This window comes from Kitasatospora sp. NPDC058218 (genome assembly GCF_042882445.1).
GTDB lineage: Bacteria > Actinomycetota > Actinomycetes > Streptomycetales > Streptomycetaceae > Kitasatospora.
Genome location: NZ_JBHVWC010000040.1, coordinates 48171 through 74487, shown reverse-complemented (window position 1 = coordinate 74487; position 26317 = coordinate 48171). Strand labels below are relative to the sequence as shown.

The 26317-nt window shown below is 68.4% G+C and carries 39 protein-coding genes; 37 read left to right on the top strand and 2 right to left on the bottom strand.

The window, feature by feature from the left end; translation table 11 throughout:
* Positions 1-2: 2 nt before the first annotated feature.
* The 35 genes from rplC to glmM all read left to right on the top strand — a co-directional run bounded on the left by rplC (position 3) and on the right by glmM (position 22203).
* Positions 3-650 carry a 50S ribosomal protein L3 gene (gene rplC / locus ACFVYI_RS24770; RefSeq protein ID WP_380577784.1) on the top strand — a complete coding sequence of 216 codons (648 nt, stop codon included), beginning with the start codon at positions 3-5 and terminating at the stop codon, positions 648-650.
* 4 nt (positions 651-654) lie between these two features.
* On the top strand, positions 655-1332 hold the full coding sequence (gene rplD / locus ACFVYI_RS24765; protein WP_387889198.1) for a 50S ribosomal protein L4: 678 nt from the start codon (positions 655-657) through the stop codon (positions 1330-1332).
* Entirely contained in the window at positions 1332-1652 is a 321-nt protein-coding gene (rplW, locus tag ACFVYI_RS24760) for a 50S ribosomal protein L23 (protein ID WP_063348967.1), read from the top strand. The genes rplD and rplW overlap by 1 nt, the downstream gene beginning before the upstream one ends.
* A gap of 43 nt (positions 1653-1695) precedes the next feature.
* Positions 1696-2532 (top strand): 50S ribosomal protein L2, encoded by an 837-nt coding sequence (rplB, locus tag ACFVYI_RS24755; RefSeq protein ID WP_360631633.1) that lies wholly within the window; start codon positions 1696-1698, stop codon positions 2530-2532.
* Positions 2533-2543: 11 nt separating this feature from the next.
* Complete coding sequence (rpsS, locus tag ACFVYI_RS24750; protein ID WP_030055821.1) at positions 2544-2825, top strand: 30S ribosomal protein S19; 282 nt, start codon at positions 2544-2546, stop codon at positions 2823-2825.
* A gap of 50 nt (positions 2826-2875) precedes the next feature.
* Entirely contained in the window at positions 2876-3223 is a 348-nt protein-coding gene (gene rplV / locus ACFVYI_RS24745; RefSeq protein WP_360631630.1) for a 50S ribosomal protein L22, read from the top strand.
* Positions 3223-4047 carry a 30S ribosomal protein S3 gene (gene rpsC / locus ACFVYI_RS24740; RefSeq protein WP_329885381.1) on the top strand — a complete coding sequence of 275 codons (825 nt, stop codon included), beginning with the start codon at positions 3223-3225 and terminating at the stop codon, positions 4045-4047. The genes rplV and rpsC overlap by 1 nt, the downstream gene beginning before the upstream one ends.
* A gap of 5 nt (positions 4048-4052) precedes the next feature.
* Positions 4053-4472: a 50S ribosomal protein L16 gene (gene rplP, locus ACFVYI_RS24735; RefSeq protein WP_030055824.1), complete on the top strand. Its 420-nt coding sequence runs from the start codon at positions 4053-4055 to the stop codon at positions 4470-4472.
* Positions 4472-4696, top strand: a complete 225-nt coding sequence (gene rpmC, locus ACFVYI_RS24730; RefSeq protein ID WP_063348970.1) for a 50S ribosomal protein L29 — start codon at positions 4472-4474, stop codon at positions 4694-4696. The genes rplP and rpmC overlap by 1 nt, the downstream gene beginning before the upstream one ends.
* Positions 4696-4968 carry a 30S ribosomal protein S17 gene (gene rpsQ, locus ACFVYI_RS24725; protein ID WP_030055826.1) on the top strand — a complete coding sequence of 91 codons (273 nt, stop codon included), beginning with the start codon at positions 4696-4698 and terminating at the stop codon, positions 4966-4968. Before rpmC ends, rpsQ begins: the two co-directional genes overlap by 1 nt.
* Before the next feature lie 102 nt (positions 4969-5070).
* On the top strand, positions 5071-5442 hold the full coding sequence (rplN, locus tag ACFVYI_RS24720) for a 50S ribosomal protein L14 (protein WP_030393301.1): 372 nt from the start codon (positions 5071-5073) through the stop codon (positions 5440-5442).
* A gap of 15 nt (positions 5443-5457) precedes the next feature.
* A complete protein-coding gene (gene rplX, locus ACFVYI_RS24715; RefSeq protein ID WP_030055828.1) occupies positions 5458-5769 on the top strand; it encodes a 50S ribosomal protein L24 in 312 nt (103 codons plus the stop codon).
* Positions 5769-6338: a 50S ribosomal protein L5 gene (gene rplE, locus ACFVYI_RS24710; RefSeq protein WP_030300393.1), complete on the top strand. Its 570-nt coding sequence runs from the start codon at positions 5769-5771 to the stop codon at positions 6336-6338. The genes rplX and rplE overlap by 1 nt, the downstream gene beginning before the upstream one ends.
* A gap of 4 nt (positions 6339-6342) precedes the next feature.
* On the top strand, positions 6343-6528 hold the full coding sequence (locus ACFVYI_RS24705; protein WP_030393303.1) for a type Z 30S ribosomal protein S14: 186 nt from the start codon (positions 6343-6345) through the stop codon (positions 6526-6528).
* A 268-nt stretch (positions 6529-6796) separates the two neighbouring features.
* Positions 6797-7204, top strand: coding sequence for a 30S ribosomal protein S8 (gene rpsH, locus ACFVYI_RS24700; RefSeq protein WP_030232489.1), 408 nt, complete (start codon positions 6797-6799; stop codon positions 7202-7204).
* A gap of 22 nt (positions 7205-7226) precedes the next feature.
* The gene (gene rplF, locus ACFVYI_RS24695; RefSeq protein WP_329488120.1) at positions 7227-7766 is read left to right on the top strand and encodes a 50S ribosomal protein L6; all 540 of its coding nucleotides are present in this window, start codon (positions 7227-7229) and stop codon (positions 7764-7766) included.
* Between the two features lie 3 nt (positions 7767-7769).
* On the top strand, positions 7770-8153 hold the full coding sequence (gene rplR, locus ACFVYI_RS24690; RefSeq protein ID WP_360631627.1) for a 50S ribosomal protein L18: 384 nt from the start codon (positions 7770-7772) through the stop codon (positions 8151-8153).
* Between the two features lie 48 nt (positions 8154-8201).
* Positions 8202-8825, top strand: coding sequence for a 30S ribosomal protein S5 (rpsE, locus tag ACFVYI_RS24685; RefSeq protein ID WP_030055834.1), 624 nt, complete (start codon positions 8202-8204; stop codon positions 8823-8825).
* Positions 8825-9007, top strand: coding sequence for a 50S ribosomal protein L30 (gene rpmD / locus ACFVYI_RS24680; protein ID WP_030300409.1), 183 nt, complete (start codon positions 8825-8827; stop codon positions 9005-9007). The genes rpsE and rpmD overlap by 1 nt, the downstream gene beginning before the upstream one ends.
* Before the next feature lie 2 nt (positions 9008-9009).
* On the top strand, positions 9010-9462 hold the full coding sequence (gene rplO, locus ACFVYI_RS24675) for a 50S ribosomal protein L15 (protein ID WP_387889192.1): 453 nt from the start codon (positions 9010-9012) through the stop codon (positions 9460-9462).
* A gap of 320 nt (positions 9463-9782) precedes the next feature.
* Positions 9783-11093, top strand: coding sequence for a preprotein translocase subunit SecY (secY, locus tag ACFVYI_RS24670; protein WP_360631624.1), 1311 nt, complete (start codon positions 9783-9785; stop codon positions 11091-11093).
* A complete protein-coding gene (locus tag ACFVYI_RS24665) occupies positions 11093-11746 on the top strand; it encodes an adenylate kinase (RefSeq protein ID WP_360631621.1) in 654 nt (217 codons plus the stop codon). The genes secY and ACFVYI_RS24665 overlap by 1 nt, the downstream gene beginning before the upstream one ends.
* A 130-nt stretch (positions 11747-11876) precedes the next feature.
* Positions 11877-12716, top strand: a complete 840-nt coding sequence (map, locus tag ACFVYI_RS24660; RefSeq protein WP_387889188.1) for a type I methionyl aminopeptidase — start codon at positions 11877-11879, stop codon at positions 12714-12716.
* A gap of 138 nt (positions 12717-12854) precedes the next feature.
* Positions 12855-13280, top strand: a complete 426-nt coding sequence (gene mscL, locus ACFVYI_RS24655) for a large conductance mechanosensitive channel protein MscL (RefSeq protein WP_387889186.1) — start codon at positions 12855-12857, stop codon at positions 13278-13280.
* Between the two features lie 195 nt (positions 13281-13475).
* The gene (gene infA / locus ACFVYI_RS24650; protein WP_003956442.1) at positions 13476-13697 is read left to right on the top strand and encodes a translation initiation factor IF-1; all 222 of its coding nucleotides are present in this window, start codon (positions 13476-13478) and stop codon (positions 13695-13697) included.
* 33 nt (positions 13698-13730) lie between these two features.
* The gene (gene rpmJ / locus ACFVYI_RS24645) at positions 13731-13844 is read left to right on the top strand and encodes a 50S ribosomal protein L36 (RefSeq protein WP_003956441.1); all 114 of its coding nucleotides are present in this window, start codon (positions 13731-13733) and stop codon (positions 13842-13844) included.
* Positions 13845-14023: 179 nt separating this feature from the next.
* A complete protein-coding gene (gene rpsM, locus ACFVYI_RS24640; protein WP_360631611.1) occupies positions 14024-14404 on the top strand; it encodes a 30S ribosomal protein S13 in 381 nt (126 codons plus the stop codon).
* A gap of 72 nt (positions 14405-14476) precedes the next feature.
* Positions 14477-14884, top strand: coding sequence for a 30S ribosomal protein S11 (rpsK, locus tag ACFVYI_RS24635; protein WP_030232513.1), 408 nt, complete (start codon positions 14477-14479; stop codon positions 14882-14884).
* Positions 14885-15010: 126 nt separating this feature from the next.
* The gene (locus ACFVYI_RS24630) at positions 15011-16033 is read left to right on the top strand and encodes a DNA-directed RNA polymerase subunit alpha (RefSeq protein WP_030232516.1); all 1023 of its coding nucleotides are present in this window, start codon (positions 15011-15013) and stop codon (positions 16031-16033) included.
* Between the two features lie 156 nt (positions 16034-16189).
* A complete protein-coding gene (rplQ, locus tag ACFVYI_RS24625; protein WP_360631608.1) occupies positions 16190-16678 on the top strand; it encodes a 50S ribosomal protein L17 in 489 nt (162 codons plus the stop codon).
* Positions 16679-16755: 77 nt separating this feature from the next.
* Positions 16756-17667 (top strand): tRNA pseudouridine(38-40) synthase TruA, encoded by a 912-nt coding sequence (truA, locus tag ACFVYI_RS24620; protein ID WP_387889182.1) that lies wholly within the window; start codon positions 16756-16758, stop codon positions 17665-17667.
* Between the two features lie 41 nt (positions 17668-17708).
* Positions 17709-19382, top strand: a complete 1674-nt coding sequence (locus tag ACFVYI_RS24615) for an ABC-F family ATP-binding cassette domain-containing protein (protein WP_387889180.1) — start codon at positions 17709-17711, stop codon at positions 19380-19382.
* Positions 19383-19667: 285 nt separating this feature from the next.
* A complete protein-coding gene (rplM, locus tag ACFVYI_RS24610; protein ID WP_329488106.1) occupies positions 19668-20111 on the top strand; it encodes a 50S ribosomal protein L13 in 444 nt (147 codons plus the stop codon).
* A gap of 46 nt (positions 20112-20157) precedes the next feature.
* Positions 20158-20661, top strand: coding sequence for a 30S ribosomal protein S9 (gene rpsI / locus ACFVYI_RS24605; protein WP_387889178.1), 504 nt, complete (start codon positions 20158-20160; stop codon positions 20659-20661).
* Positions 20662-20838: 177 nt separating this feature from the next.
* Positions 20839-22203 carry a phosphoglucosamine mutase gene (glmM, locus tag ACFVYI_RS24600; protein ID WP_387889175.1) on the top strand — a complete coding sequence of 455 codons (1365 nt, stop codon included), beginning with the start codon at positions 20839-20841 and terminating at the stop codon, positions 22201-22203.
* A gap of 66 nt (positions 22204-22269) precedes the next feature.
* On the opposite strand, the gene coaA is transcribed toward glmM, so the two are convergent.
* The gene (gene coaA / locus ACFVYI_RS24595) at positions 22270-23265 is read right to left on the bottom strand and encodes a type I pantothenate kinase (RefSeq protein ID WP_387889173.1); all 996 of its coding nucleotides are present in this window, start codon (positions 23263-23265) and stop codon (positions 22270-22272) included.
* Between the two features lie 99 nt (positions 23266-23364).
* On the opposite strand from coaA, the gene glmS reads away from it, so the two are divergent.
* Positions 23365-25221, top strand: coding sequence for a glutamine--fructose-6-phosphate transaminase (isomerizing) (glmS, locus tag ACFVYI_RS24590; protein WP_387889171.1), 1857 nt, complete (start codon positions 23365-23367; stop codon positions 25219-25221).
* A 37-nt stretch (positions 25222-25258) separates the two neighbouring features.
* Here the strand turns inward: glmS and ACFVYI_RS24585 are convergent, their stop codons facing one another.
* The gene (locus tag ACFVYI_RS24585) at positions 25259-25807 is read right to left on the bottom strand and encodes a Uma2 family endonuclease (RefSeq protein ID WP_387889246.1); all 549 of its coding nucleotides are present in this window, start codon (positions 25805-25807) and stop codon (positions 25259-25261) included.
* 141 nt (positions 25808-25948) lie between these two features.
* Here ACFVYI_RS24585 and ACFVYI_RS24580 point away from each other — a divergent pair, with 141 nt between their 5' ends.
* Positions 25949-26317, top strand: coding sequence for a holo-ACP synthase (locus ACFVYI_RS24580; RefSeq protein WP_387889168.1), 369 nt, complete (start codon positions 25949-25951; stop codon positions 26315-26317).

The window sequence follows — 26317 nt, the reverse complement described above, 5'->3', positions numbered from 1 at the left end:
AGATGGCTAAGCAGATTAAGGGCATCCTGGGCGAGAAGCTCGGCATGACCCAGGTCTGGGACGAGAACAACCGGATCGTTCCGGTGACCGTCGTCAAGGCTGGGCCCAATGTCGTGACCCAGGTCCACACCGCCGACAGCTCGGCCGGCTACGACGCCGTCCAGATCGGCTTCGGCGAGATCGACCCCCGCAAGGTGAACAAGCCCCTCGCGGGCCACTTCGCCAAGGCCGGTGTCACCCCGCGCCGCCACCTGGTCGAGCTCCGTACGACGGACGCGTCCGAGTACACCCTCGGCCAGGAGATCACCGCGGAGCTGTTCGAGGCGGGTGTCAAGGTCGACGTGACCGGCACCTCCAAGGGCAAGGGCTTCGCCGGTGTCATGAAGCGCCACAACTTCCGGGGCCTCGGCGCCGGTCACGGTGTGCAGCGCAAGCACCGCTCGCCCGGCTCGATCGGTGGCTGCGCCACCCCGGGTCGTGTGTTCAAGGGCGTACGGATGGCCGGCCGGATGGGCCACGAGCGCGTGACCACCCAGAACCTGACCATCCATGCCGTTGACGCGGAGAAGGGGCTGCTCCTGATCAAGGGCGCAATCCCGGGCCCGAACGGCGGCCTCGTCCTCGTCCGCACCGCGGCGAAGGGGCTGTGAGGATATGAGCACCATTGACATCCTGTCGCCCTCGGGCGACAAGACCGGCAGCCTTGAGCTTCCGGCCGAGATCTTCGACGCGAAGGTCAGCGTTCCGCTGATGCACCAGGTCGTCGTGGCGCAGCTCGCTGCGGCCCGTCAGGGCACCCACAAGACCAAGACGCGTGGCGAGGTCCGCGGTGGCGGCAAGAAGCCGTACCGTCAGAAGGGCACCGGCCGCGCCCGTCAGGGCTCGACCCGCGCCCCGCAGTTCGCCGGTGGTGGCGTCGTGCACGGTCCCGTGCCGCGTGACTACTCGCAGCGGACCCCGAAGAAGATGATCGCCGCCGCCCTGCGCGGTGCGCTCACCGACCGGGCCCGCCACAACCGCATCCACGTCATCACCGACGTGATCGCGGCCGAGGCGCCGTCGACCAAGGCCGCCAAGGGCCTGTTCGGCAAGATCAGCGAGCGCAAGAACATCCTCCTCGTCGTCGAGCGTGCCGACGAGCTGGGTCTCAAGAGCGCCCGCAACCTGCCGAACGTGCACATCCTGGACGCCGGCCAGCTGAACACCTACGACGTGCTCGTCTCCGACGATGTGGTCTTCACCCAGGCCGCCTTCGAGCGTTTCGTGGCGGGTCCCGCCGCGTCCGCCAAGGCCGTGGCTGCTGAGGGCGAGCTCGAAGGGAGCGCCGCCTGATGGCTGCAGAGATCACGAGCAAGACGTTCACGGACCCCCGTGACGTCCTGGTGAAGCCGGTCATCTCCGAGAAGAGCTACTCGCTCCTCGACGAGAACAAGTACACGTTCGTCGTGTCGCCCGGTGCCAACAAGACCCAGATCAAGCAGGCCGTCGAGGCGGTCTTCTCGGTCAAGGTCGAGTCCGTCAACACGCTCAACCGTCAGGGCAAGCGCAAGCGCTCCAAGACGGGCTTTGGCAAGCGCAAGGACACCAAGCGCGCCATCGTGACGCTGGCTGAGGGCAACCGCATCGACATCTTCGGTGGTCCGGTCTCCTAACGGGGATCGTGATCGTCGATAAGGACGAGGACGAGAGAGCCAAATGGGCATCCGCAAGTACAAGCCGACTACGCCGGGCCGTCGTGGCTCCAGCGTGGCCGACTTCGTAGAGATCACGCGGTCCACGCCGGAGAAGTCGCTGGTTCGCCCCCTGCACAGCAAGGGCGGCCGTAACAACGCCGGTCGGATCACCGTTCGCCACCAGGGTGGTGGACACAAGCGCGCCTACCGCGTGATCGACTTCCGTCGTCACGACAAGGACGGCGTGCCGGCCAAGGTCGCGCACATCGAGTACGACCCGAACCGCACCGCGCGCATCGCGCTCCTGCACTACGCGGACGGCGAGAAGCGCTACATCATCGCGCCGCGCGGCATCGCGCAGGGTGACCGGGTCGAGAACGGCGCTGGCGCCGACATCAAGCCCGGCAACAACCTGCCGCTTCGCAACATCCCGGTCGGTACGACCATCCACGCGGTGGAGCTGCGTCCCGGTGGCGGTGCCAAGATGGCCCGCTCCGCCGGTGCCGGCATTCAGCTGCTGGCGCGTGAGGGCAAGATGGCGCACCTGCGCATGCCCTCCGGTGAGATCCGCCTGGTCGACGCGCGCTGCCGCGCGACCGTCGGCGAGGTCGGCAACGCCGAGCAGTCGAACATCAACTGGGGCAAGGCCGGCCGTATGCGCTGGAAGGGCGTTCGCCCGACCGTGCGTGGTGTGGCCATGAACCCGATCGACCACCCGCACGGTGGTGGTGAGGGTAAGACCTCCGGTGGTCGCCACCCGGTCTCGCCGTGGGGCCAGAAGGAGGGTCGCACTCGTAGCCCGAAGAAGGCTTCGAACGCCCTCATCGTGCGCCGCCGCAAGACCAACAAGAAGCGCTAGGAGCAGGTCAGATGCCGCGCAGTCTCAAGAAGGGCCCCTTCATTGACGGCCACCTTCTCAAGAAGGTGGACGCGCAGAACGAGGCGGGTACCCAGAACGTCATCAAGACCTGGTCCCGTCGCTCCGTGATCTTCCCGGCCATGCTCGGCCACACGATCGCGGTGCACGATGGCCGTAAGCACGTCCCGGTGTTCGTCACCGAGTCGATGGTCGGCCACAAGCTCGGCGAGTTCGCGCCGACGCGTACCTTCCGCGGTCACGTCAAGGACGACCGCAAGTCGAAGCGTCGCTAGTCGCCAGCGAGATTACCGACTCAATGACTTACACCAGCAAGGGGACAACCATGGAAGCCAGGGCCCAGGCGCGGTACATCCGCGTCACGCCCATGAAGGCCCGCCGCGTGGTGGACCTCATCCGTGGCCTGAACGCCACGGAGGCCCAGGCGGTCCTGCGTTTCGCTCCGCAGGCCGCTACCGTGCCGGTCGGCAAGGTGCTCAACAGCGCCATCGCCAACGCCGCGCACAACTACAACCACTCCAACGTGGACGACCTCGTCATCAGCGAGGCGTACGTTGACGAGGGCCCGACCCTGAAGCGGTTCCGTCCGCGTGCCCAGGGCCGTGCCTACCGGATCCGCAAGCGGACCAGCCACATCACCGTGGTCGTCAGCAGCAAGGAAGGGACCCGGTAATGGGCCAGAAGGTTAACCCGCACGGGTTCCGCCTCGGCATCAGCACGGACTTCAAGTCCCGCTGGTACGCCGACAAGCTGTACAAGGACTACGTCAAGGAAGACGTTGCCATTCGTCGCATGATGACGAAGGGCATGGAGCGCGCCGGCATCTCCAAGGTCGAGATCGAGCGCACCCGCGACCGCGTCCGCGTCGACATCCACACCGCCCGTCCCGGCATCGTCATCGGTCGCCGTGGCACCGAGGCCGACCGCATCCGCGGCGACCTCGAGAAGCTGACCGGCAAGCAGGTCCAGCTGAACATCCTCGAGGTCAAGAACCCCGAGCTGGACGCCCAGCTCGTGGCTCAGGGCGTCGCGGAGCAGCTGTCCTCCCGCGTCTCCTTCCGTCGTGCCATGCGCAAGTCGATGCAGGGCACCATGAAGTCCGGCGCCAAGGGCATCAAGGTCCAGTGCTCCGGTCGTCTCGGCGGCGCCGAGATGAGCCGTTCGGAGTTCTACCGCGAGGGCCGTGTGCCGCTGCACACCCTGCGCGCGAACGTCGACTACGGCTTCTTCGAGGCCAAGACGACCTTCGGCCGCATCGGCGTGAAGGTCTGGATCTACAAGGGCGACGTCAAGAACATCGCCGAGGTCCGCGCTGAGAACGCCGCTGCCCGCTCGGGCAACCGTCCGGCCCGTCCCGAGGGTGGTCGTCCCGCCCGCGGTGGCGAGCGCCGTGGTGGCGAGCGCGGTGGCCGTGGCCGTCGTCCCGCCGGTGCCGAGGCTCAGGCCCCGGTCGCCGCCGAGACCCCGGCTGCCGAGAACACCGGAACGGAGGCCTGACCGCAATGCTGATCCCCCGTCGGGTCAAGCACCGCAAGCAGCACCACCCCAAGCGCCGTGGCGCTGCCAAGGGTGGCACCGAGCTCGCCTTCGGCGAGTACGGCATCCAGGCCGTCACCCCGGCCTACGTGACGAACCGGCAGATCGAGTCCGCTCGTATCGCCGTCACCCGTCACATCAAGCGTGGCGGCAAGGTCTGGATCAACATCTACCCGGACCGTCCGCTCACCAAGAAGCCGGCCGAGACCCGCATGGGTTCCGGTAAGGGTTCGCCCGAGTGGTGGATCGCGAACGTGCACCCGGGTCGGGTCATGTTCGAGCTGTCGTACCCCAACGAGAAGGTGGCTCGTGAGGCGCTGACCCGCGCAGCTCACAAGCTCCCGATGAAGTGCCGGATCATCCGGCGCGAGGCAGGTGAGAGCTGATGTCGGCCGGCACCAAGGCTGCTGACCTCCGCGAGCTGGACAACGAGGGTCTCGTTGCCAAGCTCCGTGAGGCCAAGGAGGAGCTGTTCAACCTCCGCTTCCAGGCGGCGACCGGGCAGCTCGACAACCACGGACGGCTCAAGCTCGTCCGTAAGGACATCGCGCGGATCTACACCCTGATGCGCGAGCGCGAGCTGGGCATCGAGACGGTGGAGAACGCCTGATGACTGAGAACACCAACGAGACGCGCGGTTTCCGCAAGACCCGTGAGGGCCTCGTCGTCAGCGACAAGATGGACAAGACCGTCGTCGTCGCCGTCGAGGACCGCGTCAAGCACGCGCTGTACGGCAAGGTCATCCGCCGTACGAACAAGCTGAAGGCGCACGACGAGGCGAACGCCTGCGGCATCGGCGACCGGGTCCTCCTCGCGGAGACCCGCCCGCTGTCCGCGACGAAGCGCTGGCGCGTCGTCGAGATCCTCGAGAAGGCCAAGTAACGAAGTTGATGCGGTACGGCCGTATGTGCACCAGGCCCCTCGCGGGCGCTGGTGTGAGCAGCGGCCGGCCCGTCAGCTCTCGTTGACGATCAGGAGAAAGCTGTGATCCAGCAGGAGTCGCGACTGCGTGTCGCCGACAACACGGGCGCGAAGGAAATCCTTTGCATCCGCGTTCTCGGTGGCTCCGGTCGCCGCTACGCCGGTATCGGGGACGTCATCGTCGCCACCGTCAAGGACGCGATCCCCGGCGGTTCGGTGAAGAAGGGTGACGTCGTCAAGTGCGTCGTCGTCCGCACCGTGAAGTCGCGCCGTCGTCCCGACGGTTCGTACATCCGGTTCGACGAGAACGCCGCTGTCGTTCTCAAGAACACCGACGGTGACCCCCGCGGTACCCGCATCTTCGGCCCGGTGGGCCGCGAGCTGCGCGACAAGAAGTTCATGAAGATCATCTCGCTTGCGCCGGAGGTGCTCTAACCCATGGCGAACAGCATGAAGATCAAGAAGGGTGACCTGGTCCAGGTCATCACCGGCAAGGACCGCGGCAAGCAGGGCAAGGTCATCCAGGCCATGCCCGCCGAGAACAAGGTCCTGGTCGAGGGTGTGAACCGGGTCAAGAAGCACACCAAGCCGGGTCCGGGCACTCAGGGTGGCATCGTCACCGTCGAGGCCCCGGTGCACGTCTCCAACGTCCAGCTGGTCGTGGAGAAGGACGGCAAGAAGGTCGTCACCCGCGTGGGCTACCGCTTCGATGACGAGGGCAACAAGATCCGCGTTGCCAAGCGAACCGGTGAGGACATCTGATGTCTGAGACGTCTGTTGAGAAGGTGACCCCCCGTCTCAAGGAGCGTTACAACTCCGAGATCAAGGGTCAGCTGCAGGAGCAGTTCTCGTACGAGAACGTCATGCTGACGCCCGGCCTGGTCAAGGTCGTCGTCAACATGGGTGTCGGCGAGGCCGCCCGTGACAGCAAGCTGATCGAGGGTGCGATCCGCGACCTGACCGCGATCACCGGTCAGAAGCCGGCCGTGACCAAGGCTCGCAAGTCCATCGCGCAGTTCAAGCTGCGCGAGGGCCAGCCGATCGGCACCCACGTCACCCTCCGTGGTGACCGCATGTGGGAGTTCCTGGACCGTCTGGTGTCGCTGGCCCTGCCGCGTATCCGTGACTTCCGTGGTCTCTCCCCCAAGCAGTTCGACGGCCGTGGCAACTACACCTTCGGTCTGACCGAGCAGGTTATGTTCCACGAGATCGACCAGGACAAGGTCGACCGTCAGCGCGGTATGGACATCACCGTCGTGACCACCGCTCAGACCGACGACGAGGGCCGGGCGCTCCTGCGCGCTCTGGGCTTCCCGTTCAAGGAGGCGTGAGCCAATGGCGAAGAAGTCCCTCATCGCAAAGGCCGAGCGGAAGCCGAAGTTCGGCGTCCGGGCCTACACCCGGTGCCAGCGCTGCGGTCGCCCGCACTCGGTGTACCGCAAGTTCGGCCTCTGCCGTGTGTGCCTCCGTGAGATGGCCCACCGCGGCGAGCTGCCGGGCGTGACCAAGAGCTCCTGGTAGTCAGGACCTCGCGGTAACGCCATCGCGAAGCAGGTGTGCCCGATCCCACAGCGCCCCTTTTTGGGGCTACGTACGGAATCCCGTAAGGTAGTGAGGTCGGGCCCCCTGTCGCGGGAGCTCCATAGCTGCCGTCGACCCTCTTCGGAGGGCTCGCACCCAGTCTTACGACGCCGCAGGTCCCCTGCGTCTGTGCCCCTGTCGCACTCCTCGGAGTGCGACGGGGGGACCTGGCGCGGAGAAACCACGGCGAGAGAGGCCTGAGGCCATCATGACCATGACCGACCCCATCGCAGACATGCTCACGCGTCTGCGTAACGCGAACTCGGCGTACCACGACACCGTGGCGATGCCGGCCAGCAAGATCAAGGCGCACGTCGCCCAGATCCTGCAGCAGGAGGGGTACATCTCCTCCTACAAGGTTGAGGAGCCCGTCGAGGGCGAGGTCGGCAAGAAGCTGACCATCGAGCTCAAGTTCGGCCCCAACCGTGAGCGCTCGATCGCTGGCATCAAGCGGATCAGCAAGCCGGGCCTGCGGGTCTACGCAAAGTCCACCAACCTGCCGAAGGTGCTCGGCGGCCTGGGCGTGGCGATCATCTCCACGTCTTCCGGTCTCCTCACCGACAAGCAGGCTGCCAAGAAGGGCGTAGGCGGAGAAGTTCTCGCCTACGTCTGGTAATTCGGGAAACGGAGGTACAGCAATGTCGCGCATTGGACGGCTGCCCATCCCGGTTCCCGCCGGCGTGGACGTCACCATCGATGGCCAGGCGGTCTCGGTGAAGGGCCCGAAGGGGTCCCTCACCCACCACGTCGCCGCGCCGATCGAGATCGGCAAGGGCGAGGACGGCACGCTGCTCGTCACCCGCCCCAACGACGAGCGTCTGTCGAAGGCCCTGCACGGCCTTTCCCGCACGCTGGTGGCGAACATGATCACCGGCGTGACCGCGGGCTACCGCAAGTCGCTGGAGATCAGCGGTGTTGGCTATCGAGTTCTGGCGAAGGGCTCCAACATGGAGTTCCAGCTGGGCTACAGCCACCCGATCCTGGTCGAGGCCCCGGAGGGCATCACCTTCGTCGTCGAGTCGGCCACCAAGTTCCACGTGGACGGCATCGACAAGCAGAAGGTCGGCGAGGTCGCCGCGAAGATCCGCAAGCTGCGCAAGCCCGACCCGTACAAGGCCAAGGGCGTCAAGTACGCGGGCGAGGTCATCCGCCGCAAGGTCGGAAAGAGTGGTAAGTAAGCGATGAGCGTCTCTGTCAAGATCGGCAAGGGCAACGCCTACAAGAGCGCCGCTCGCAAGCGCCGCGCTATCCGTGTTCGCAAGCGCGTCACCGGCACCGAGGTGCGTCCGCGCCTCGTCGTGACCCGCTCGAACCGCCACATGGTCGCCCAGGTCATCGACGACGCCAAGGGTCACACCCTGGCGTCGGCGTCCACCCTCGACGTGTCCATCAAGGGCGTCGAGGGCGACAAGACCGAGCTGGCCAAGAAGGTCGGGAGCCTGGTCGCCGAGCGCGCCAAGGCCGCCGGCATCGAGTCGGTCGTCTTCGACCGCGCGGGCAACCGGTACGCAGGCCGCATCGCCGCTCTGGCCGATGCTGCCCGTGAGGCCGGGCTCGACTTCTAAGCCGCTCGTCGGCTCAGTCGACGGACGTAATCGAGAGAGGTAATTCCAATGGCTGGACCCCAGCGCCGCGGTAGCGGCGCCGGCGGCGGCACCGGCGGTGGCGAGCGGCGCGACCGTAAGCGTGACGACCGGGGTAACGCCCCCGCCGTCGAGAAGACCGCTTACGTCGAGCGTGTCGTTGCGATCAACCGTGTCGCCAAGGTTGTCAAGGGTGGTCGTCGTTTCAGCTTCACCGCGCTGGTCGTGGTGGGCGACGGTGACGGCACCGTAGGTGTCGGCTACGGGAAGGCGAAGGAGGTTCCGGCCGCCATCGCCAAGGGTGTTGAGGAGGCCAAGAAGAACTTCTTCAAGGTCCCCCGTATCCAGGGCACCATCCCTCACCCGATCCAGGGCGAGAAGGCTGCCGGCGTCGTGCTCCTGAAGCCGGCCGCCCCCGGTACCGGTGTTATCGCCGGTGGCCCGGTGCGTGCCGTGCTCGAGTGCGCCGGTATCCACGACATCCTGTCGAAGTCGCTCGGCTCCGACAACGCGATCAACATCGTGCACGCCACGGTGGCCGCTCTGAAGGGCCTCGTGCGCCCCGAGGAGATCGCCGCCCGTCGTGGCCTGCCGCTGGAGGACGTGGCTCCCGCCGCTCTGCTGCGGGCTCGTGCTGCAGGGGTGAGCGCCTGATGGCTCGCCTGAAGATCACGCAGACCAAGTCCTACATCGGCAGCAAGCAGAACCACCGCGAGACGCTGCGCTCGCTGGGTCTGAAGCGCATGCACGATGTGGTCGTCAAGGAGGACCGTCCCGAGATCCGCGGGATGGCCCAGACCGTGCGTCACCTCGTCACGGTCGAGGAGGTGGACTGATTATGGGCGACTCGCCGATCAAGGTTCACAACCTGCGTCCCGCCCCGGGTGCCAAGACCGCCAAGACCCGTGTCGGTCGTGGTGAGGGCTCCAAGGGTAAGACCGCCGGTCGTGGCACCAAGGGCACCAAGGCCCGCTACCAGGTTCCGGCACGCTTCGAGGGTGGCCAGATGCCGCTCCACATGCGCCTGCCGAAGCTGAAGGGCTTCAAGAACCCGTTCAAGATCACGTTCCAGGTCGTCAACCTCGACAAGCTGGCCGAGCTCTACCCGCAGGGTGGCACGGTCACGGTCGAGGACCTGGTCGCCAAGGGCGCGGTTCGCAAGAACTCCCTCGTCAAGGTGCTCGGCACCGGCGAGATCTCGGTCGCGCTGCAGGTGACGGTCGACGCCGTCTCCGGCTCCGCCACCGAGAAGATCACCGCCGCCGGCGGTACCGTCACCGAGCTCGTCTGAGCCCGCTGACTCTCCACGAGCCCCGCACCTCCTTCACGGAGGTGCGGGGCTCGTGCGTTGTCGAAGTGGTCCGCCGCCGCCCCCGGGCGGCTGCGGGCCTCGTTCTTTTGTGTGGCAAACCCGGGCATCCCGTACCCCGTGAGTGGGGGAGGGGCCGTACGCGCTTCTTTCGAGTGGCCGCGCACTGTTAGAGTCCGTGGAGTTCCCTTGTAGGCTGCGCGTAGGCTCGCCTGTGCCGTCTGTACGGGGGCCCGAACCGCAAACTCCCCATTCAGGACCGACCCTCCCGCCGACGACGCGCGGGAGGCGCAGGAGGCACCGTGCTCAGTGCGTTCGCGCGGGCGTTCCAGACGCCCGACCTGCGCAAGAAGCTGCTGTTCACGCTGGGCATCATGGTGCTGTTCCGGCTGGGCTCCCACGTCCCGGTTCCCGGGGTCAGCTTCCAAGCTGTCAACGAATGTGTGAAGGACACCAAGAGCAGCGGATTGTTCGGGCTCGTCAACCTGTTCAGTGGTGGCGCGCTCCTCCAGCTGACGATCTTCGCGCTCGGCATCATGCCGTACATCACGGCCAGCATCATCCTCCAGCTCCTCACCGTCGTGATCCCGCGACTCGAGGCGCTGAAGAAGGAGGGGCAGGCCGGTACCGCCAAGATCACCCAGTACACGCGTTACCTGACCATCGCGCTCGCCGTGCTCCAGGGCACCGGCATCGTGGCGACGGCCTCCAGTGGTGCGCTGTTCTCGGGCTGCGTCTACGCCAACCAGATCGTGCCGGACCAGTCGGTGTTCCGGATCGCCGTCATGGTGATCACGATGACCGCCGGCACCACGTTCATCATGTGGCTGGGTGAGCTGATCACCGACCGCGGCATCGGCAACGGCATGTCGATCCTCATCTTCACCTCGATCGCCTCGGGCTTCCCGGGCTCGATGTGGGCGATCAAGCAGTCCGGCACCATCGGTGACGGCTGGGTCGAGTTCCTCTCCGTGGTCGCGGTCGGCGTCATCGTTGTGATGCTGGTCATCTTCGTGGAGCAGGCCCAGCGCCGGATCCCGGTCCAGTACGCGAAGCGGATGATCGGGCGCCGCGCCTTCGGCGGCACCTCGACCTACATCCCGCTCAAGGTGAACCAGGCCGGTGTCATCCCGGTCATCTTCGCCTCGTCGCTGCTGTACATCCCCGCCCTGGTGGTCCAGCTGACCAGCAGCCAGGCCGGCTGGGCGACGTGGATCAGGACCAACTTCGTCAAGGGTGACCACCCCGTCTACATGGCCACCTACTTCCTGCTGATCGTCTTCTTCGCCTTCTTCTACGTCGCCATCTCCTTCAACCCCGAAGAAGTTGCCGACAATATGAAGAAGTATGGTGGGTTCATCCCGGGCATCCGGGCCGGCCGGCCGACGGCCGAGTACCTGAACTACGTGCTCACCCGCATCACGTGGCCGGGTTCGCTCTACCTGGGCCTGATCGCGTTGATCCCGATGATCGCCCTGGTCGCCTTCGGACAGCAGACCAACTTCCCGTTCGGCGGCACCAGCGTTCTCATCGTCGTCGGCGTCGGACTCGAAACTGTGAAGCAGATCGAGAGCCAGCTCCAGCAGCGCAATTACGAAGGGTTCCTCCGCTGATGCGTATCGTCCTCGTCGGGCCTCCCGGGGCCGGGAAGGGTACTCAGGCGCACCTGCTCGCCAAGACCCTGTCCATCCCCCACATCTCCACCGGCGACCTGTTCCGCGCCAACATCGGTCAGGGCACCCCGTTGGGGCTCGAGGCCAAGAGCTTCATGGACGCGGGTCGTCTGGTGCCGGATGAGGTCACCATCGGGATGGCCAAGGACCGCATGCTCCAGCCCGATGCCGCCAACGGCTTCCTGCTCGACGGCTTCCCGCGCAACCTTGGCCAGGCCAAGGCGCTGGACGAGTTCCTGGCCGAGCAGGGCATCGCGCTGGACGGCGTGCTGGACCTGGAGGTCCCCGAGGACGAGGTCGTCCGCCGGATCGCCGGCCGTCGCCTGTGCCGCAACGACGGGGGCCACGTCTTCCACGTGGACTACAACCCGCCGAAGGCCGAGGGCGTCTGCGACGAGTGCGGCGGCGAGCTGTACCAGCGCTCCGACGACACCGAGGAGAAGGTGCGGACGCGGCTGGAGGTCTACCACACGGAGACCGAGCCGATCATCGACTACTACGCCCAGCAGGGCCTGGTGGCGACCATCCCCGCGCTCGGCAAGGTGGACGAGGTGACCCAGCGCGCGATCGAGGCGCTGAAGCAGGACAGCTGACATCACGAGCGACGCCCTACGGCCGCGGCGCCCCCCCCCGGGGGGGCGCCGGCCGGCCGCGGGGGTAGGTGGGAAAAGAGCACCGCCGCCCGGCGAGTGCACGGCGGGGACCCCAAGGCTGGGAGGCCAGATGGTGGAGATCAAGACCCCCGAGCAGATCGCGAAGATGCGAGTGGCCGGGCTGGTCGTCGCCGAGGCGCTGAAGGCCTGCCGGGAGGCGGTCGCCCCGGGGGTGACCACCCAGGAGCTGAACGACGTCGCGGACAAGGTCATCACCGACCACGGCGCCACCTCGAACTTCCGCGCCGACCACGGCGGCCTCTGGTTCCCCGGGGTGATCTGCGCCTCGGTGAACAACGAGGTCGTGCACGGCATCCCCGGCGACCGGGCGCTGCAGGAGGGCGACGTCATCTCGATCGACTGCGGCGCGATCGTGGACGGCTGGCACGGCGACGCGGCGATCACCGTGGCGGTCGGCGAGGTCCGGCCCGAGGTGGAGATGCTCAGCCGGGTCACCGAGGGCTCGATGTGGGCCGGCATCGCCCAGATGAAGAAGGGCAACCGCCTCGTCGACGTCTCCAAGGCGATCGAGGGCTTCATCCGCCGCCAGCCGCTGCCGCCCAAGGGCAAGTGGGGCATCACCGAGGGCTACGGCGGCCACGGCATCGGCACCGCGATGCACATGGAGCCGCACGTGCTGAACTACGTCGAGCGGGGCCGCGGCAAGGGCCCCAAGCTCGTCCCCGGCACCGTGCTGGCCATCGAGCCGATGGTCTCGCTGGGCACCCCGCACACCACCGTGCTGGAGGACGACTGGACCGTCGTGACCACCGACGGCACCTGGGCCTCGCACTGGGAGCACTCGGTGGCCGTGACCGAGCAGGGCCCGCTGGTGCTGACGGCCTTCGACGGCGGCCGGGCCGAACTCGCGAAGCTGGGCATCACCGCAGCTCCGGACCCCCTCGGCTAGTCGCGGAGGCGGTCAACTGCCGCGTCTGACAAGGGATCAGAGCCCTGGAGGTTTGGACCTCCAGGGCTTTTGTCCTATTTTTATCGGCTGGCAGTGGCTTCAGTGGCTGCAGCGGCTTCGATCAAGCAGGAGAGTGCAGTGCTCAAGGGATTCCGCGACTTCATGATGCGCGGCAACGTGGTCGACATGGCCGTCGGTGTGGTCATCGGTGCCGCCTTCACCGGGGTGGTGACCGGCTTCGTGTCGGCGTTCCTCACCCCGCTGGTGGGCGTGGTGGTCGGTGCCGCCGGCGACTTCAGTTCCTACAAGGCCAACCTGGGCGGGGTCATCTTCCCGTACGGGCAGTTCCTCAACGTGCTGATCGCGTTCCTGATGACCGCCGCGGTGCTGTACTTCTGCGTCGTGCTGCCGGTGACCAAGGCCACCGCCCGCTACCTGCCGAAGAAGCCGAAGGCCCCGAAGCGCCCCTGCCCGGAGTGCCTGACCGAGATCCCCGAGGCGGCCCGCCGCTGTTCGGCCTGCACCGCCCACGTCGAGCCGCTGGTGGTCTCCGCCGGTCTGTGACCGCGGCCGTGCGGCACGACGGCCTCCTCCGGGCCCCGTTTTGGCCCATCGGACGCGCTGACGTAGGATGGACCGTCGGCTCACTCGTAGCGTGCTCCAGCACGCCCTCTTCCCCCTCGGGGGGTGGGGTGGACCCAGGTTCGCACGAGCGTTCCGCATACGGTAGCCGGTCCCGGAAGGTGGATCTCGCAGTTCATGGCTAAGAAGCAAGGCGCCATTGAGATCGAGGGCACCGTGATCGAGTCTCTTCCGAACGCGATGTTCAAGGTCGAGCTGCAGAACGGTCACAAGGTCCTCGCGCACATCAGTGGCAAGATGCGCATGCACTACATCCGCATCCTGCCGGACGACCGGGTCGTGGTGGAGCTCAGCCCCTACGACCTCACGCGTGGCCGGATCGTCTACCGCTACAAGTAAGAACGTCAGATCTAGACCCGGAGAACCTGAAGCATGAAGGTCAAGCCGAGCGTCAAGAAGATCTGCGACAAGTGCAAGGTGATCCGCCGTCACGGCCGGGTCATGGTGATCTGCGACAACCTGCGCCACAAGCAGCGCCAGGGCTGATCAGTTCTCCCCAGCATTTCTCGTAGTACTTCGCGCGACGCGAAAAAGCCATAAGCGGGCTGCCCGATCCGTCCTTCGCGGGACGGACTGCCACCCCCGGTCAGAGGCCGGGGCTCCCACACCGTGAGGTGTCGGAGTAGGCAGCACGCAAGACCTCTGAAGAAACACAGGAGCCATGAATGGCACGCCTCGCCGGCGTTGATCTCCCCCGTGAGAAGCGGATCGAGATCGCCCTTACGTACGTGTACGGCATCGGTCGTACCCGCGCCCAGCACACCCTCGCCGAGACCGGCGTCAACCCGGATGTCCGCGTTCGCGACATCTCCGAGGAAGACCTCGTCAAGCTGGGTCAGTACATCGACGCCAACTTCACGGTCGAGGGTGACCTCCGCCGTGAGGTGGCCGCCGACATCCGCCGCAAGGTCGAGATCGGCTGCTACGAGGGTCTGCGTCACCGCCGTGGCCTGCCGGTCCGCGGTCAGCGCACCCACACCAACGCGCGTACCCGCAAGGGCCCGCGTCGCGCGATCGCCGGCAAGAAGAAGCCGGGCAAGAAGTAGTCCGTCCCGTCACCGGACATCCCTCCGGCCCGCGGGTCAGCGGACCGACCACCTCAGTAGGAGAACAGACTTATGCCCCCCAAGGGTCGTCAGGCTGCCGGCGCGAAGAAGATCCGCCGCAAGGAAAAGAAGAACGTCGCTCACGGCCACGCGCACATCAAGAGCACGTTCAACAACACCATCGTTTCGATCACCGACCCCGCGGGCAACGTGATCTCCTGGGCCTCTGCCGGCCATGTCGGCTTCAAGGGCTCGCGCAAGTCCACCCCGTTCGCCGCGCAGATGGCCGCCGAGGCCGCTGCCCGTCGCGCGCAGGAGCACGGCATGCGCAAGGTTGACGTCTTCGTGAAGGGTCCGGGCTCCGGCCGCGAGACCGCGATCCGTTCGCTCCAGGCCACCGGCCTGGAGGTCGGCTCGATCCAGGACGTCACCCCCACCCCGCACAACGGCTGCCGTCCGCCGAAGCGCCGCCGCGTCTGACGCAGCGCCTTCGGGCATCGGTGTTGCTTTAAACCACGTACGGGGTCCTGTTTCTAGCGGGACCCCGTACGCTGGTTCTGTTCGGCATCAAATAGTGGGTGCCGAAGACAACTGGAGGATCTGAACATGCTGATCGCTCAGCGCCCCTCGCTGACCGAAGAGGTCGTCGACGAATTCCGCTCGCGGTTCGTGATCGAGCCGCTGGAGCCGGGCTTCGGCTACACCCTCGGCAACTCCCTTCGCCGCACGCTCCTCTCCTCGATCCCCGGCGCCGCTGTCACCAGCATCCGGGTCGACGGCGTCCTGCACGAGTTCACCACCGTGCCGGGCGTCAAGGAGGACGTCACCGACCTCATCCTCAACATCAAGCAGCTGGTCGTCTCCTCGGAGCACGACGAGCCGGTCGTGATGTACCTGCGCAAGCAGGGCCCGGGTGTGGTCACCGCCGCCGACATCGCGCCGCCGGCCGGTGTCGAGGTGCACAACCCCGAGCTGGTCCTCGCCACGCTGAACGGCAAGGGCAAGCTGGAGATGGAGCTGACCGTCGAGCGCGGTCGCGGCTACGTCTCCGCCGTGCAGAACAAGGCTTCCGGCCAGGAGATCGGCCGCATCCCGGTCGACTCGATCTACAGCCCCGTGCTGAAGGTCACCTACAAGGTCGAGGCCACCCGTGTCGAGCAGCGGACCGACTTCGACAAGCTGATCGTCGACGTCGAGACCAAGCCCGCCATGCGCCCGCGTGACGCCATGGCCTCGGCCGGCAAGACCCTGGTCGAGCTGTTCGGTCTCGCCCGCGAGCTGAACATCGACGCCGAGGGCATCGACATGGGCCCGTCCCCGACGGACGCCGCCCTGGCCGCCGACCTGGCGCTGCCGATCGAGGAGCTCGAGCTCACCGTTCGGTCGTACAACTGCCTCAAGCGCGAGGGCATCCACACCGTGGGTGAGCTCGTCGCCCGCTCCGAGGCCGACCTGCTCGACATCCGCAACTTCGGTGCGAAGTCGATCGACGAGGTCAAGGCGAAGCTGGCCGGCATGGGCCTGGCCCTCAAGGACAGCCCGCCCGGGTTCGACCCGACCGCCGCCGCCGACGCCTTCGGCGCCGACGACCTGGACGACGCGGGTTACGCGGAGACCGAGCAGTACTGAGCTTGATCCGGGGGAGTTCCCCCGGACCCCCGTTTTGCTGGCGGGGGCGGTTCCCCGGAGCCGCCCCCACCATCATGAAAGTCGTACGGACACCGTGTCCGTCCGCCCGCTGCGGTACCTGGTACGGCCGCAGTCGGAGATCCAAGGAGTAATTCCATGCCGCGTCCCACCAAGGGTGCCCGCCTCGGCGGCGGCCCGCACCACGAGCCGCTGCTGCTCGCCGGTCTGTGCCGGGAGCTGTTCCAGTACGGCCGCATCACCACGACCGAGGCCAAGGCCCGTCGGATGCGCCCGCTGGCGGAGAAGCTGATCACCAAGGCGAAGAAGGGCGACATCCACAACCGTCGTCTGGTTCGCAAGACGATCACCGACATCTCCGTGCTGCACACCCTCTTCACCGAGATCGCGCCGCGCTACGAGAACCGCCCGGGTGGCTACACCCGCATCACCAAGATCGGTGGCCGTCGTGGCGACAACGCCCCGATGGCCGTGATCGAGCTGGTCGAGGCGCTGACCGTCGCGCAGACCGCCGTCGGCGAGGCCGAGGGCGCCACCAAGCGCGCCGTCAAGGAGGCCGAGGCCAAGGTCGAGGAGACCAAGGTCGAGGACACCAAGGCCGACGAGGCCGAGGCCGAGCAGGCCTGACACCCTTGGGTGCAGTGCGGGCCCGCTCTCCCATTCCGTGGGGGAGCGGGCCCGTTCCTTCTGTCTGGAGTGAAGCAGTGGTCAACGATTGCGCCGAGCGTCCGCCGGCGAAGGACGGCCCGGCGGACGGGTTCGTCCGGGTCCGGCTCGACCTCGCCTACCACGGCGCGGAGTTCTCCGGCTGGGCCCGCCAGCGCGGCGGGCGCCGCACGGTGCAGGAGGAGATCGAGACCGCGCTGCAGATCGTCACCCGCAGCTCGGAGCTCCACCCGCTGACGGTCGCCGGACGGACCGACGCCGGCGTGCACGCGCGGGGCCAGGTCGCCCACGTCGACCTGCCGGCCGAGCTGTGGGCCGAGCACCGCGAGAAGCTGCTGCGCCGGCTGGCCGGACGACTGCCCGGGGACGTGCGGATCTACCGCCTCGGCGAGGCGCCGGCCGGCTTCGACGCCCGCTTCTCCGCGATCTGGCGCCGCTACGCCTACCGGGTCGCCGACCACCCCGGCGGAGTGGACCCGCTGCTGCGCGGCCACGTGCTCTGGCACGACCGGCCGCTGGACGTCGAGCGGATGAACGCGGCCGCCGCGCTGCTGCTGGGGGAGCACGACTTCGCCGCGTACTGCAAGAAGCGCGAGGGTGCGACGACCATCCGCACCCTGCTGGAGCTGCGCTGGGACCGCGTCCCGGTCGACTCCTACGCCTCCCAGGAGGGCACGCTGGCGGTCGCCACCGTCCGCGCCGACGCCTTCTGCCACAACATGGTGCGGGCCCTGGTCGGCGCGATGCTGCTGGTCGGCGACGGGCACCGGCCGGTGGAGTTCCCCGGCGAGGTGCTGGCCGGCGGGGTGCGCAACTCCGCGGTCAACGTGATCCGGCCGTACGGGCTGACGCTGGAGGAGGTCGGCTACCCGGCGGACGACCAGCTCGCCGAGCGCAGCCGGCTGGCCCGCCGGGTCAGGACGCTGCCGGGGCAGCCGACCGTCGGGTAATCCGTTTTGGTCCTGGGCGGCGGCTTGGGAGAATCGTCCGCATGGGACACGTCGAGATTTCGCACCTTGAGTACTACCTGCCGGACGGGCGGGTGCTGTTCGACGACGCGTCCTTCCGGGTCGGCGAGGGCACCGCGGTCGCGCTGGTGGGCGCCAACGGAGCCGGCAAGACCACGCTGCTGCGCATGATCGCGGGCGACCTCCAGCCGCACGGCGGCTCGGTGACGATCAGCGGCGGCCTCGGTGTGATGCGCCAGTTCGTCGGTACCACCGGCCGCGAGGCCAAGCAGGAGGACGAGGACCGGCAGGGCCCCGCCCCGCTGCCCGCCGACGCCTCCGTCCGCGACCTGCTGGTCTCGGTGGCCCCCGAGCGGATCGCCGTCGCGGCCCGCGCGGTCGACGCCGCCGAGCTGGCGATGATCGCCCAGGACGACGAGAAGACGCAGATGGCCTACGCCCAGGCGCTCTCCGACTGGGCGGACGTCGGCGGCTACGACTACGAGACCGACTGGGACGTCTGCACCACGGCCGCCCTCGGGATGCCCTTCGACAAGGCCCAGTGGCGCGGGCTGAACACCCTCTCCGGCGGCGAGCAGAAGCGCCTCGTGCTGGAGGCGCTGCTCCGCGGCCCCGAAGAGGTGCTGCTGCTGGACGAGCCGGACAACTACCTGGACGTGCCCGGCAAGCGCTGGCTGGAGGAGGCGATCAAGTCCACCTCCAAGACCGTGCTCTACATCTCGCACGACCGCGAGCTGCTCTCCCGCACCGCCGAGAAGATCATCAGCGTCGAGTCCGGCGCGGCCGGCAGCAGCGTCTGGGTGCACGGCGGCGGCTTCGACTCCTTCCACGAGGCCCGCAAGGACCGCTTCGCCCGGTTCGAGGAGCTCGGCCGGCGCTGGGACGAGGAACACGCCAAGCTCAAGAAGCTTGTGGTCACCCTGCGCCAGGCGGCCTCGGTCAGCCACGCGCTGGCCACCCGCTACGCCGCCGCACAGACCCGGCTGAAGAAGTTCGAGGAGGCGGGCCGCCCGGAGGAGCCGCCGCGCGAGCAGAACATCACCATGCGGCTCAAGGGCGGCCGGACGGGCGTCCGGGCCTTCACCATGGAGCAGCTGGAGCTCACCGGCCTGATGAAGCCGTTCGACCTGGAGGTCTTCTACGGCGAGCGGATCGGCGTGCTGGGCTCCAACGGCTCGGGCAAGTCGCACTTCCTGCGGCTGCTCGCCGGCGACGGCACGGTCGCCCACAACGGCCAGTGGAAGCTCGGCGCCCGCGTCGTGCCCGGCCACTTCCGGCAGACCCACGCCCACCCGGAGCTGTTCGGCCGCACGGTGCGCTCGATCGTCGAGGAGGAGCACGCGCTCAGCCGCGGCGCCGCGATGGGGGCGCTGCGCCGCTACGAGCTGGACCGCCAGGAGGAGCAGAAGTTCGAGTCGCTGTCCGGTGGTCAGCAGGCCCGGCTGATGATCCTCAAGCTCGAACTCGACGGGGTGACGGCGCTGTTGCTCGACGAGCCGACCGACAACCTGGACCTGGAGAGCGCCGAGGCGCTGCAGGCCGGCCTGGAGGCCTTCGACGGCACCGTGTTGTGCGTCACGCACGACCGCTGGTTCGCCAAGACCTTCGACCGCTTCCTGGTGTTCGGTGCGGACGGCCGCGTCTACGAGTCCGCGGACCCGGTCTGGGACGTCACCAGGGTCGAGCGCGAGCGCTGATCGGGCCCACGCCCGGCTCCGGCGCGAGCGCCGGACGGGGCCGTCCGGGCCGCTTTCCGGCCCGGCCGGGCCGGGCGGATTTTGACCCACCCCGGCGCGCCCAGTAGGCTGGGTGCTTGTTGTGCGTATTGGCTCGCTCTATCTCACGTGAGAGGTCGGTACGCCGGAGATATCAGGTCGACGACCCAGCGGCCCCCCTTGAATTGCGTCCAAGGCGGCCAGGCTGATGCGCTCGACCGGGTGCTCCTGTCAGGACTCACTCACTGAAAAGCAGAGGCTACGACCGTGCGTACGTACAGCCCCAAGCCCGGCGACGTCCAGCGTCAGTGGCACGTCATCGACGCGACCGACGTCGTGCTCGGCCGCCTGGCCTCCCAGGCCGCCAACATCCTCCGGGGTAAGCACAAGGCGATCTACGCGCCGCACGTTGACACCGGTGACTTCGTCATCATCATCAACGCGGACAAGGTGCACCTGTCGGGTAACAAGAAGACCCAGAAGCTGGCGTACCGCCACAGCGGTTTCCCGGGCGGTCTCCGCTCGGTCCGCTACGACGACCTCCTGGCGAACAACCCGGAGAAGGCCGTCGAGAAGGCCATCAAGGGCATGATCCCCAAGAACACCCTGGGTCGCCAGATGCTCTCGAAGCTGAAGGTCTACTCGGGCGACCAGCACCCCCACGCTGCCCAGCAGCCGGTGCCGTTCGAGATCACCCAGGTCGCGCAGTAACTCCGGCCACCTAGCCCCCCAACACTGAAAAGAGCTGAGGAACACCGTGGCCGAGACCACTGAAACCCTTGAGGTCGAGTTCGACGAGACCGTCGTCGAGGGCGAGTACACCTCCGAGGAGAGCTACACCTCCGAGTCGCTGGCCGGCCGCTTCGGCGAGGCCATCCCCGGCGCCGGCCTTGGCCGCCGCAAGGAGGCGATCGCCCGCGTGCGCATCGTCCCGGGCACCGGCGTGTGGAAGATCAACGGTCGCACCCTGGAGAACTACTTCCCCAACAAGGTGCACCAGCAGACCGTGAACGAGCCCTTCAAGCTGCTGGAGCTCGACGGTCGCTACGACGTCGTCGCCCGCATCTCGGGTGGCGGCACCTCCGGTCAGGCCTACGCGCTGCGCCTCGGTGTGGCCCGCGCCCTGAACGAGGCCGACGTGGACAACAACCGCGCCGCCCTCAAGAAGGCCGGCTTCCTGATGCGTGACGCCCGTGCCGTCGAGCGCAAGAAGGCCGGTCTGAAGAAGGCCCGTAAGGCCCCGCAGTACAGCAAGCGCTAGTCGCGCCCGAGGGGTGTGCCGCCCTGGTGGTGCACGCCCCTGGTTGCGCTCTCACGCCCCGGAGTACCCCGTGTACTCCGGGGCGTCGTGCTCCCCGGCCATGGTGCGCAGGCCTGGGATTCGATCGAATGGACTGCCGGGTTTTACCTGCCAGCAGCGGTGATGGAGGACGGGACAGTGGGACGACTCTTCGGTACGGACGGCGTACGCGGTGTGGCCAACCAGGGGCTGACGGCGGAGCTCGCGCTCGGGCTGTCCGTCGCGGCGGCGCACGTTCTCGGTGAGGCGGGGGCCTTCGACGGCCACCGGCCGGTCGCGGTGGTCGGCCGCGACCCGCGCGCCTCGGGCGAGTTCCTGGAGGCCGCGGTCATCGCCGGCCTGGCCAGTGCGGGCGTCGACGTGCTGCGGGTCGGCGTGCTGCCCACCCCGGCGGTGGCCTACCTCACCGGCGCCCTCGGCGCCGACTTCGGCGTGATGCTCTCCGCCAGCCACAACGCCATGCCGGACAACGGCATCAAGTTCCTCGCCCGGGGCGGCCACAAGCTGGACGACCGCATCGAGGACGCCATCGAGGCGCACTACCGCACCCACACCGTCGGCGGCGAGGCGTGGAAGCGCCCGACCGGTGAGGCCGTCGGCCGCGTCCGCGAGTACACCGAGGGCTTCGACAAGTACGTCGCGCACCTGATCGGCGTGCTGCCCAACCGCCTGGACGGTATCCGGGTCGTCATCGACGGCGCGCACGGCGCGGCCGCCTACGTCGCGCCCGAGGCGTTCGCCCGGGCCGGCGCCGAGGTCGTCCACACCCTGGGGGCCGAGCCCACCGGTCTCAACATCAACGACGGCGTCGGCTCCACCCACCTGGACCGGCTGCGCGCCGCGATGAAGGAGTACCGGGCCGACCTCGGCATCGCGCTCGACGGCGACGCCGACCGCTGCCTGGCCGCCGACGCGGACGGCAACGAGGTCGACGGCGACCAGATCATCGCGATCCTGGCCGTCGCCATGAAGGAGGCCGGCACCCTGCGCCGCAACACGGCCGTCGCCACCGTGATGTCCAACCTGGGCTTCAAGCTGGCGATGGAGCGCGAGGGCGTGGAGCTGGTGCAGACCGCGGTCGGCGACCGGTACGTGCTGGAGGCGATGAAGGAGCACGGCTTCGCGCTCGGCGGCGAGCAGTCCGGCCACGTCATCCTGCTGGACCACGCCACCACCGGCGACGGCACCCTGACCGGCCTCATGCTGGGCGCCCGGCTGGCCGCCACCAAGCAGCCGCTGGCCGACCTGGCCGCCGTGATGATCCGCCTGCCGCAGCTGCTGATCAACGTCAAGGGCGTGGACAAGAGCCGGGTGAACACCAGCCCGGAGCTGGCCGCGGCGGTCGCCGAGGCCGAGGCCGAGCTGGGCTCCACCGGCCGGGTGCTGCTGCGCTCCTCGGGCACCGAGCCGCTGGTCCGGGTGATGGTCGAGGCCGCCGACCAGGTGCAGGCCAAGGCCGTCGCCGAGCGGCTGGCCGAAGCGGTCCGTACGCACCTGGGCTGACGCCCGCTCACCGCACAGGGCCCCCGCCGTCTCGTACGGCGGGGGCCCTGCGGCGTGTCGGGGCGTTCAGAGTTTGCGCAGCAGCGCGCGGCGGACCTTGTGGTCCTGGCCCTTCTGCAGGATCAGGGTGGCGCGGCCCCGGGTGGGCAGCACGTTCTCCAGCAGGTTGGGCTTGTTGATGGTGCGCCAGACCTGGCGGCCGTACTCCATCGCCTCCTCCTCCGGCACCTCGGTGAAGCGGCGGAAGTAGGAGTTCGGGTCCTGGAAGGCGGTCTGCCGCAGCTTGCGGAAGCGGTCCAGGTACCAGCTCTCGATGTCGTCGGTGCGGGCGTCGACGTAGATCGAGAAGTCGAAGTAGTCGGCCACCGCGAGCCTGGTCCGGCCGTCCGTGCCGGGCAGGGCCGGCTGGAGCACGTTCAGGCCCTCGACGATGAGGATGTCCGGGCGCTCCACGGTGAGCCGCTCGCCGGGCACGATGTCGTACACCAGGTGCGAGTAGACGGGGGCGGTGACGAGCTCCTTGCCGGCCTTCACGTCCGCCACGAAGCGCATCAGCGCGCGGCGGTCGTAGGACTCCGGGAAGCCCTTGCGGGCCATCAGGCCCCGCCGGCGCAGCTCGGCGTTGGGCAGCAGGAAGCCGTCGGTGGTGACCAGTTCGACCCGGGGGTGCTCGGGCCAGCGGGCCAGCAGCGCCTGCAGCAGGCGCGCGGTGGTGGACTTGCCGACGGCGACCGAGCCGGCCACGCCGATGATGAACGGCGTGCGGGTGCGCTCGGTGTCCGGGGTGTCCAGGAAGGTGCCCAGCGCGCCGCGCAGATCGTGCGTGGCGTGGATGTAGAGGTTCAGCAGGCGGGACAGCGGCAGGTAGACGTCACGGACCTCGTCCAGGTCGAGGGCGGTACCGAGGCCGCGCAGCCGTTCCACCTCCTCAGCGGTCAGCGGCAGCGGCGTACGCTCGCGCAGCGCGCTCCACTCGGCCCGGCTGAGGTCCACGTAGGGCGACGGCGACGGGCCGGGCGTGGCGGCGCCCCGCGTACAGAGTTCGGTCAGCACGTGCTCCATTGTGGGCCGTAGCGGCGTTCACGGTGGCTGTGGTGTCGGTCACGCGCAGTGGGCGAAGCGTGCGAATGGGGCGTCTTGGGCGCCCTTATGCTGGCACGCATGTGCGGAATCGTTGGATACGTGGGCTCTCAGCCCGCTCTGGATGTAGTAATCGCAGGCCTGCAGCGACTGGAGTACCGGGGCTACGACTCGGCCGGTGTCGCGGTGCAGGTGCAGGGCTCCGACGGGCAGTGGAGCCTGGCCACCGACAAGCGGGCCGGCAAGCTCGCCAACCTGGAGAAGTCGCTCGCCGAGACCCCTCTTCCCGGCGGCACCACCGGCATCGGTCACACCCGCTGGGCCACCCACGGCGGCCCGACGGACGCCAATGCCCACCCTCACCTGGACGACGCAGTCCGGGTGGCCGTGGTCCACAACGGCATCATCGAGAACTTCGCCCAGCTGCGGGCGGAGCTGGCCGAGCGCGGCCACACGCTGCGCTCGGAGACCGACACCGAGGTCGTCGCGCACCTGCTGGCCGAGGTGTACGAGGGTGACCTCGCGGAGGCCATGCGGATCGTCTGCCGCCGGCTGGACGGCGCCTTCACCCTCGTCGCCGTGCACGCCGACGCGCCGGACGTCGTGGTCGGCGCGCGGCGCAACTCGCCGCTGGTGGTCGGGCGCGGCGAGGGCGAGAACTTCCTCGCCTCGGACGTGGCCGCGTTCATCGCCCACACCCGTGAGGCGATCGAGCTCGGGCAGGACCAGGTCGTCGAGCTGCGCCGCGAAGGCGTCACGGTGACCAACTTCGACGGCAGCCCGGCGGACGTGCGCGAGTACCACGTCGACTGGGACGCCTCGGCCGCCGAGAAGGGCGGCTACGACTACTTCATGCTCAAGGAGATCGCCGAGCAGCCGAAGGCCGTCGCCGACACCCTCCTCGGCCGGATCGGCACCGACGGCCGGCTCACCCTCGACGAGCTGCGGATCTCCGACGCCGACCTGCGGTCGGTGGACAAGGTCGTCATCGTCGCCTGCGGCACGGCCTTCCACGCCGGCATGATCGCCAAGTACGCGATCGAGCACTGGACCCGGATCCCGTGCGAGGTCGAGGTCGCCTCGGAGTTCCGCTACCGCGACCCGATCATGGGCCCGGGCACGCTGGTCATCGCCATCTCGCAGTCCGGCGAGACCATGGACACCCTGATGGCGCTGCGGCACGCGCGCGAGCAGGGCGCCAAGGTGCTGGCGATCTGCAACACCAACGGCTCGACCATCCCGCGCGAGTCGGACGCGGTGCTCTACACGCACGCCGGTCCGGAGGTGGCGGTCGCCTCCACCAAGGCGTTCCTGACCCAGCTGGTGGCCTGCTACCTGGTCGCGCTCTACCTGGGCCAGGTGCGCGGCACCAAGTGGGGCGACGAGATCTTCGCCGTCATCAAGGAGCTCGGCGACGCGCCCCGGCAGGTCGAGCAGGTGCTGGAGACCATGGAGCCGGTGCGTGAGCTGGCCCGCTCGCTGGCGGACGCCACCTCGGTGCTGTTCCTCGGCCGGCACGTCGGCTTCCCGGTGGCCCTGGAGGGCGCGCTCAAGCTCAAGGAGCTGGCGTACATGCACGCCGAGGGCTTCGCGGCGGGCGAGCTGAAGCACGGGCCGATCGCGCTGATCGAGGAGGGGCTGCCGGTCGTGGTGGTCGTGCCGTCGCCGCGCGGGCGGTCGATCCTGCACGACAAGATCGTCTCCAACATCCAGGAGATCCGGGCCCGCGGTGCGCGCACCATCGTCATCGCGGAGGAGGGCGACGAGGCGGTCGTCCCGTACGCGGACCACTTGATCCGCATCCCGGTGACGCCGACCCTGCTGCAGCCGCTGGTCTCCACCGTGCCGCTGCAGGTCTTCGCCTGCGAGCTGGCCACGGCCAAGGGCCACGAGGTCGACCAGCCGCGCAACCTGGCGAAGTCGGTCACGGTCGAGTAGTACCCCGGCCGGCCGGTGCCCCTGCGGTGGCTGCGTCCTACCGCAGGGGCGCCGTGTCGAGCGTGAACGAGAACGGGGCGGGGATGTCGAGGGGCTTGCCGAACTCGACCTGGCTACGGGTGATGTAGTCCTCGCCCTGTGGGGCGGTGAACAGCGTCACCTTGCCCTCGCCGCGGTCGACCAGCAGGTAGCAGGGGATACCCGCCGCGGCATAGCCGTGGCGCTTGGGCCCGCGGTCCTTGTGCGGGTTGGTGGACGTCACCTCGAAGACGAGCAGGACCCCTGTCGTCGGAGCCCAGGAACCCGCGTTCTCGAAGTGCCCGACCGGGCTGACGGTGCCGTCCGGGATGTACCGGCCCCTCGGCGTGATCAGCCCCTTGTTGGGCGAGAGATCGACGTCGACTGCGGCCTTGCGAAAGAACTGCCTGGCGAGCAGCGAGAACGCGGTCTCGTGCGATCCGTCCGGCGGCGGCGTCACGACGATCTCTCCTTCGATCAACTCGGCCTTGAAGCCCGGCGGCGTGTCCAGCGCCAGGAATGCCTGGAGTACGTCCTGCTGCGGCAGCGGGTGCTCGATTGCCGGCATGGCGGCCATGGCCCTTCTCCCTCCTGCTGGTCCCTCTCTTGCCTGCCTCGTGGGCGACACGGTAGGCGTACGGACCGACACCGGTGGGGGATCGAAGTGGTTGTCACTCGAAAGTGTCCCGCAAAGTCGGAGGAGCAGCCCGTGATCATCGGGGTCGGGATCGACGTGGCAGGGATCGACCGGTTCGCGGCCGCGCTGGAGCGCACGCCCGGGCTGGCGGAGCGACTGTTCACGCCGGGGGAGCTGCGCTTGCCGTCGGGGGAACGGCGGGGTGCGGCCTCGTTGGCGGCGCGGTTCGCGGCGAAGGAGGCGCTGGCCAAGGCGCTCGGCGCGCCGGGCGGGTTGCGCTGGGGGGACGCCGAGGTGGTGAGCGCCGACTCGGGCCGGCCGGTGCTGCGGGTGTGCGGGACGGTCGCCGCGCGGGCGGCGGAGCTGGGAGTCGTCTCGTGGCACGTGTCGCTCAGCCACGATGCGGGCGTAGCGTCGGCGGTAGTCATCGCCGAGGGTTAG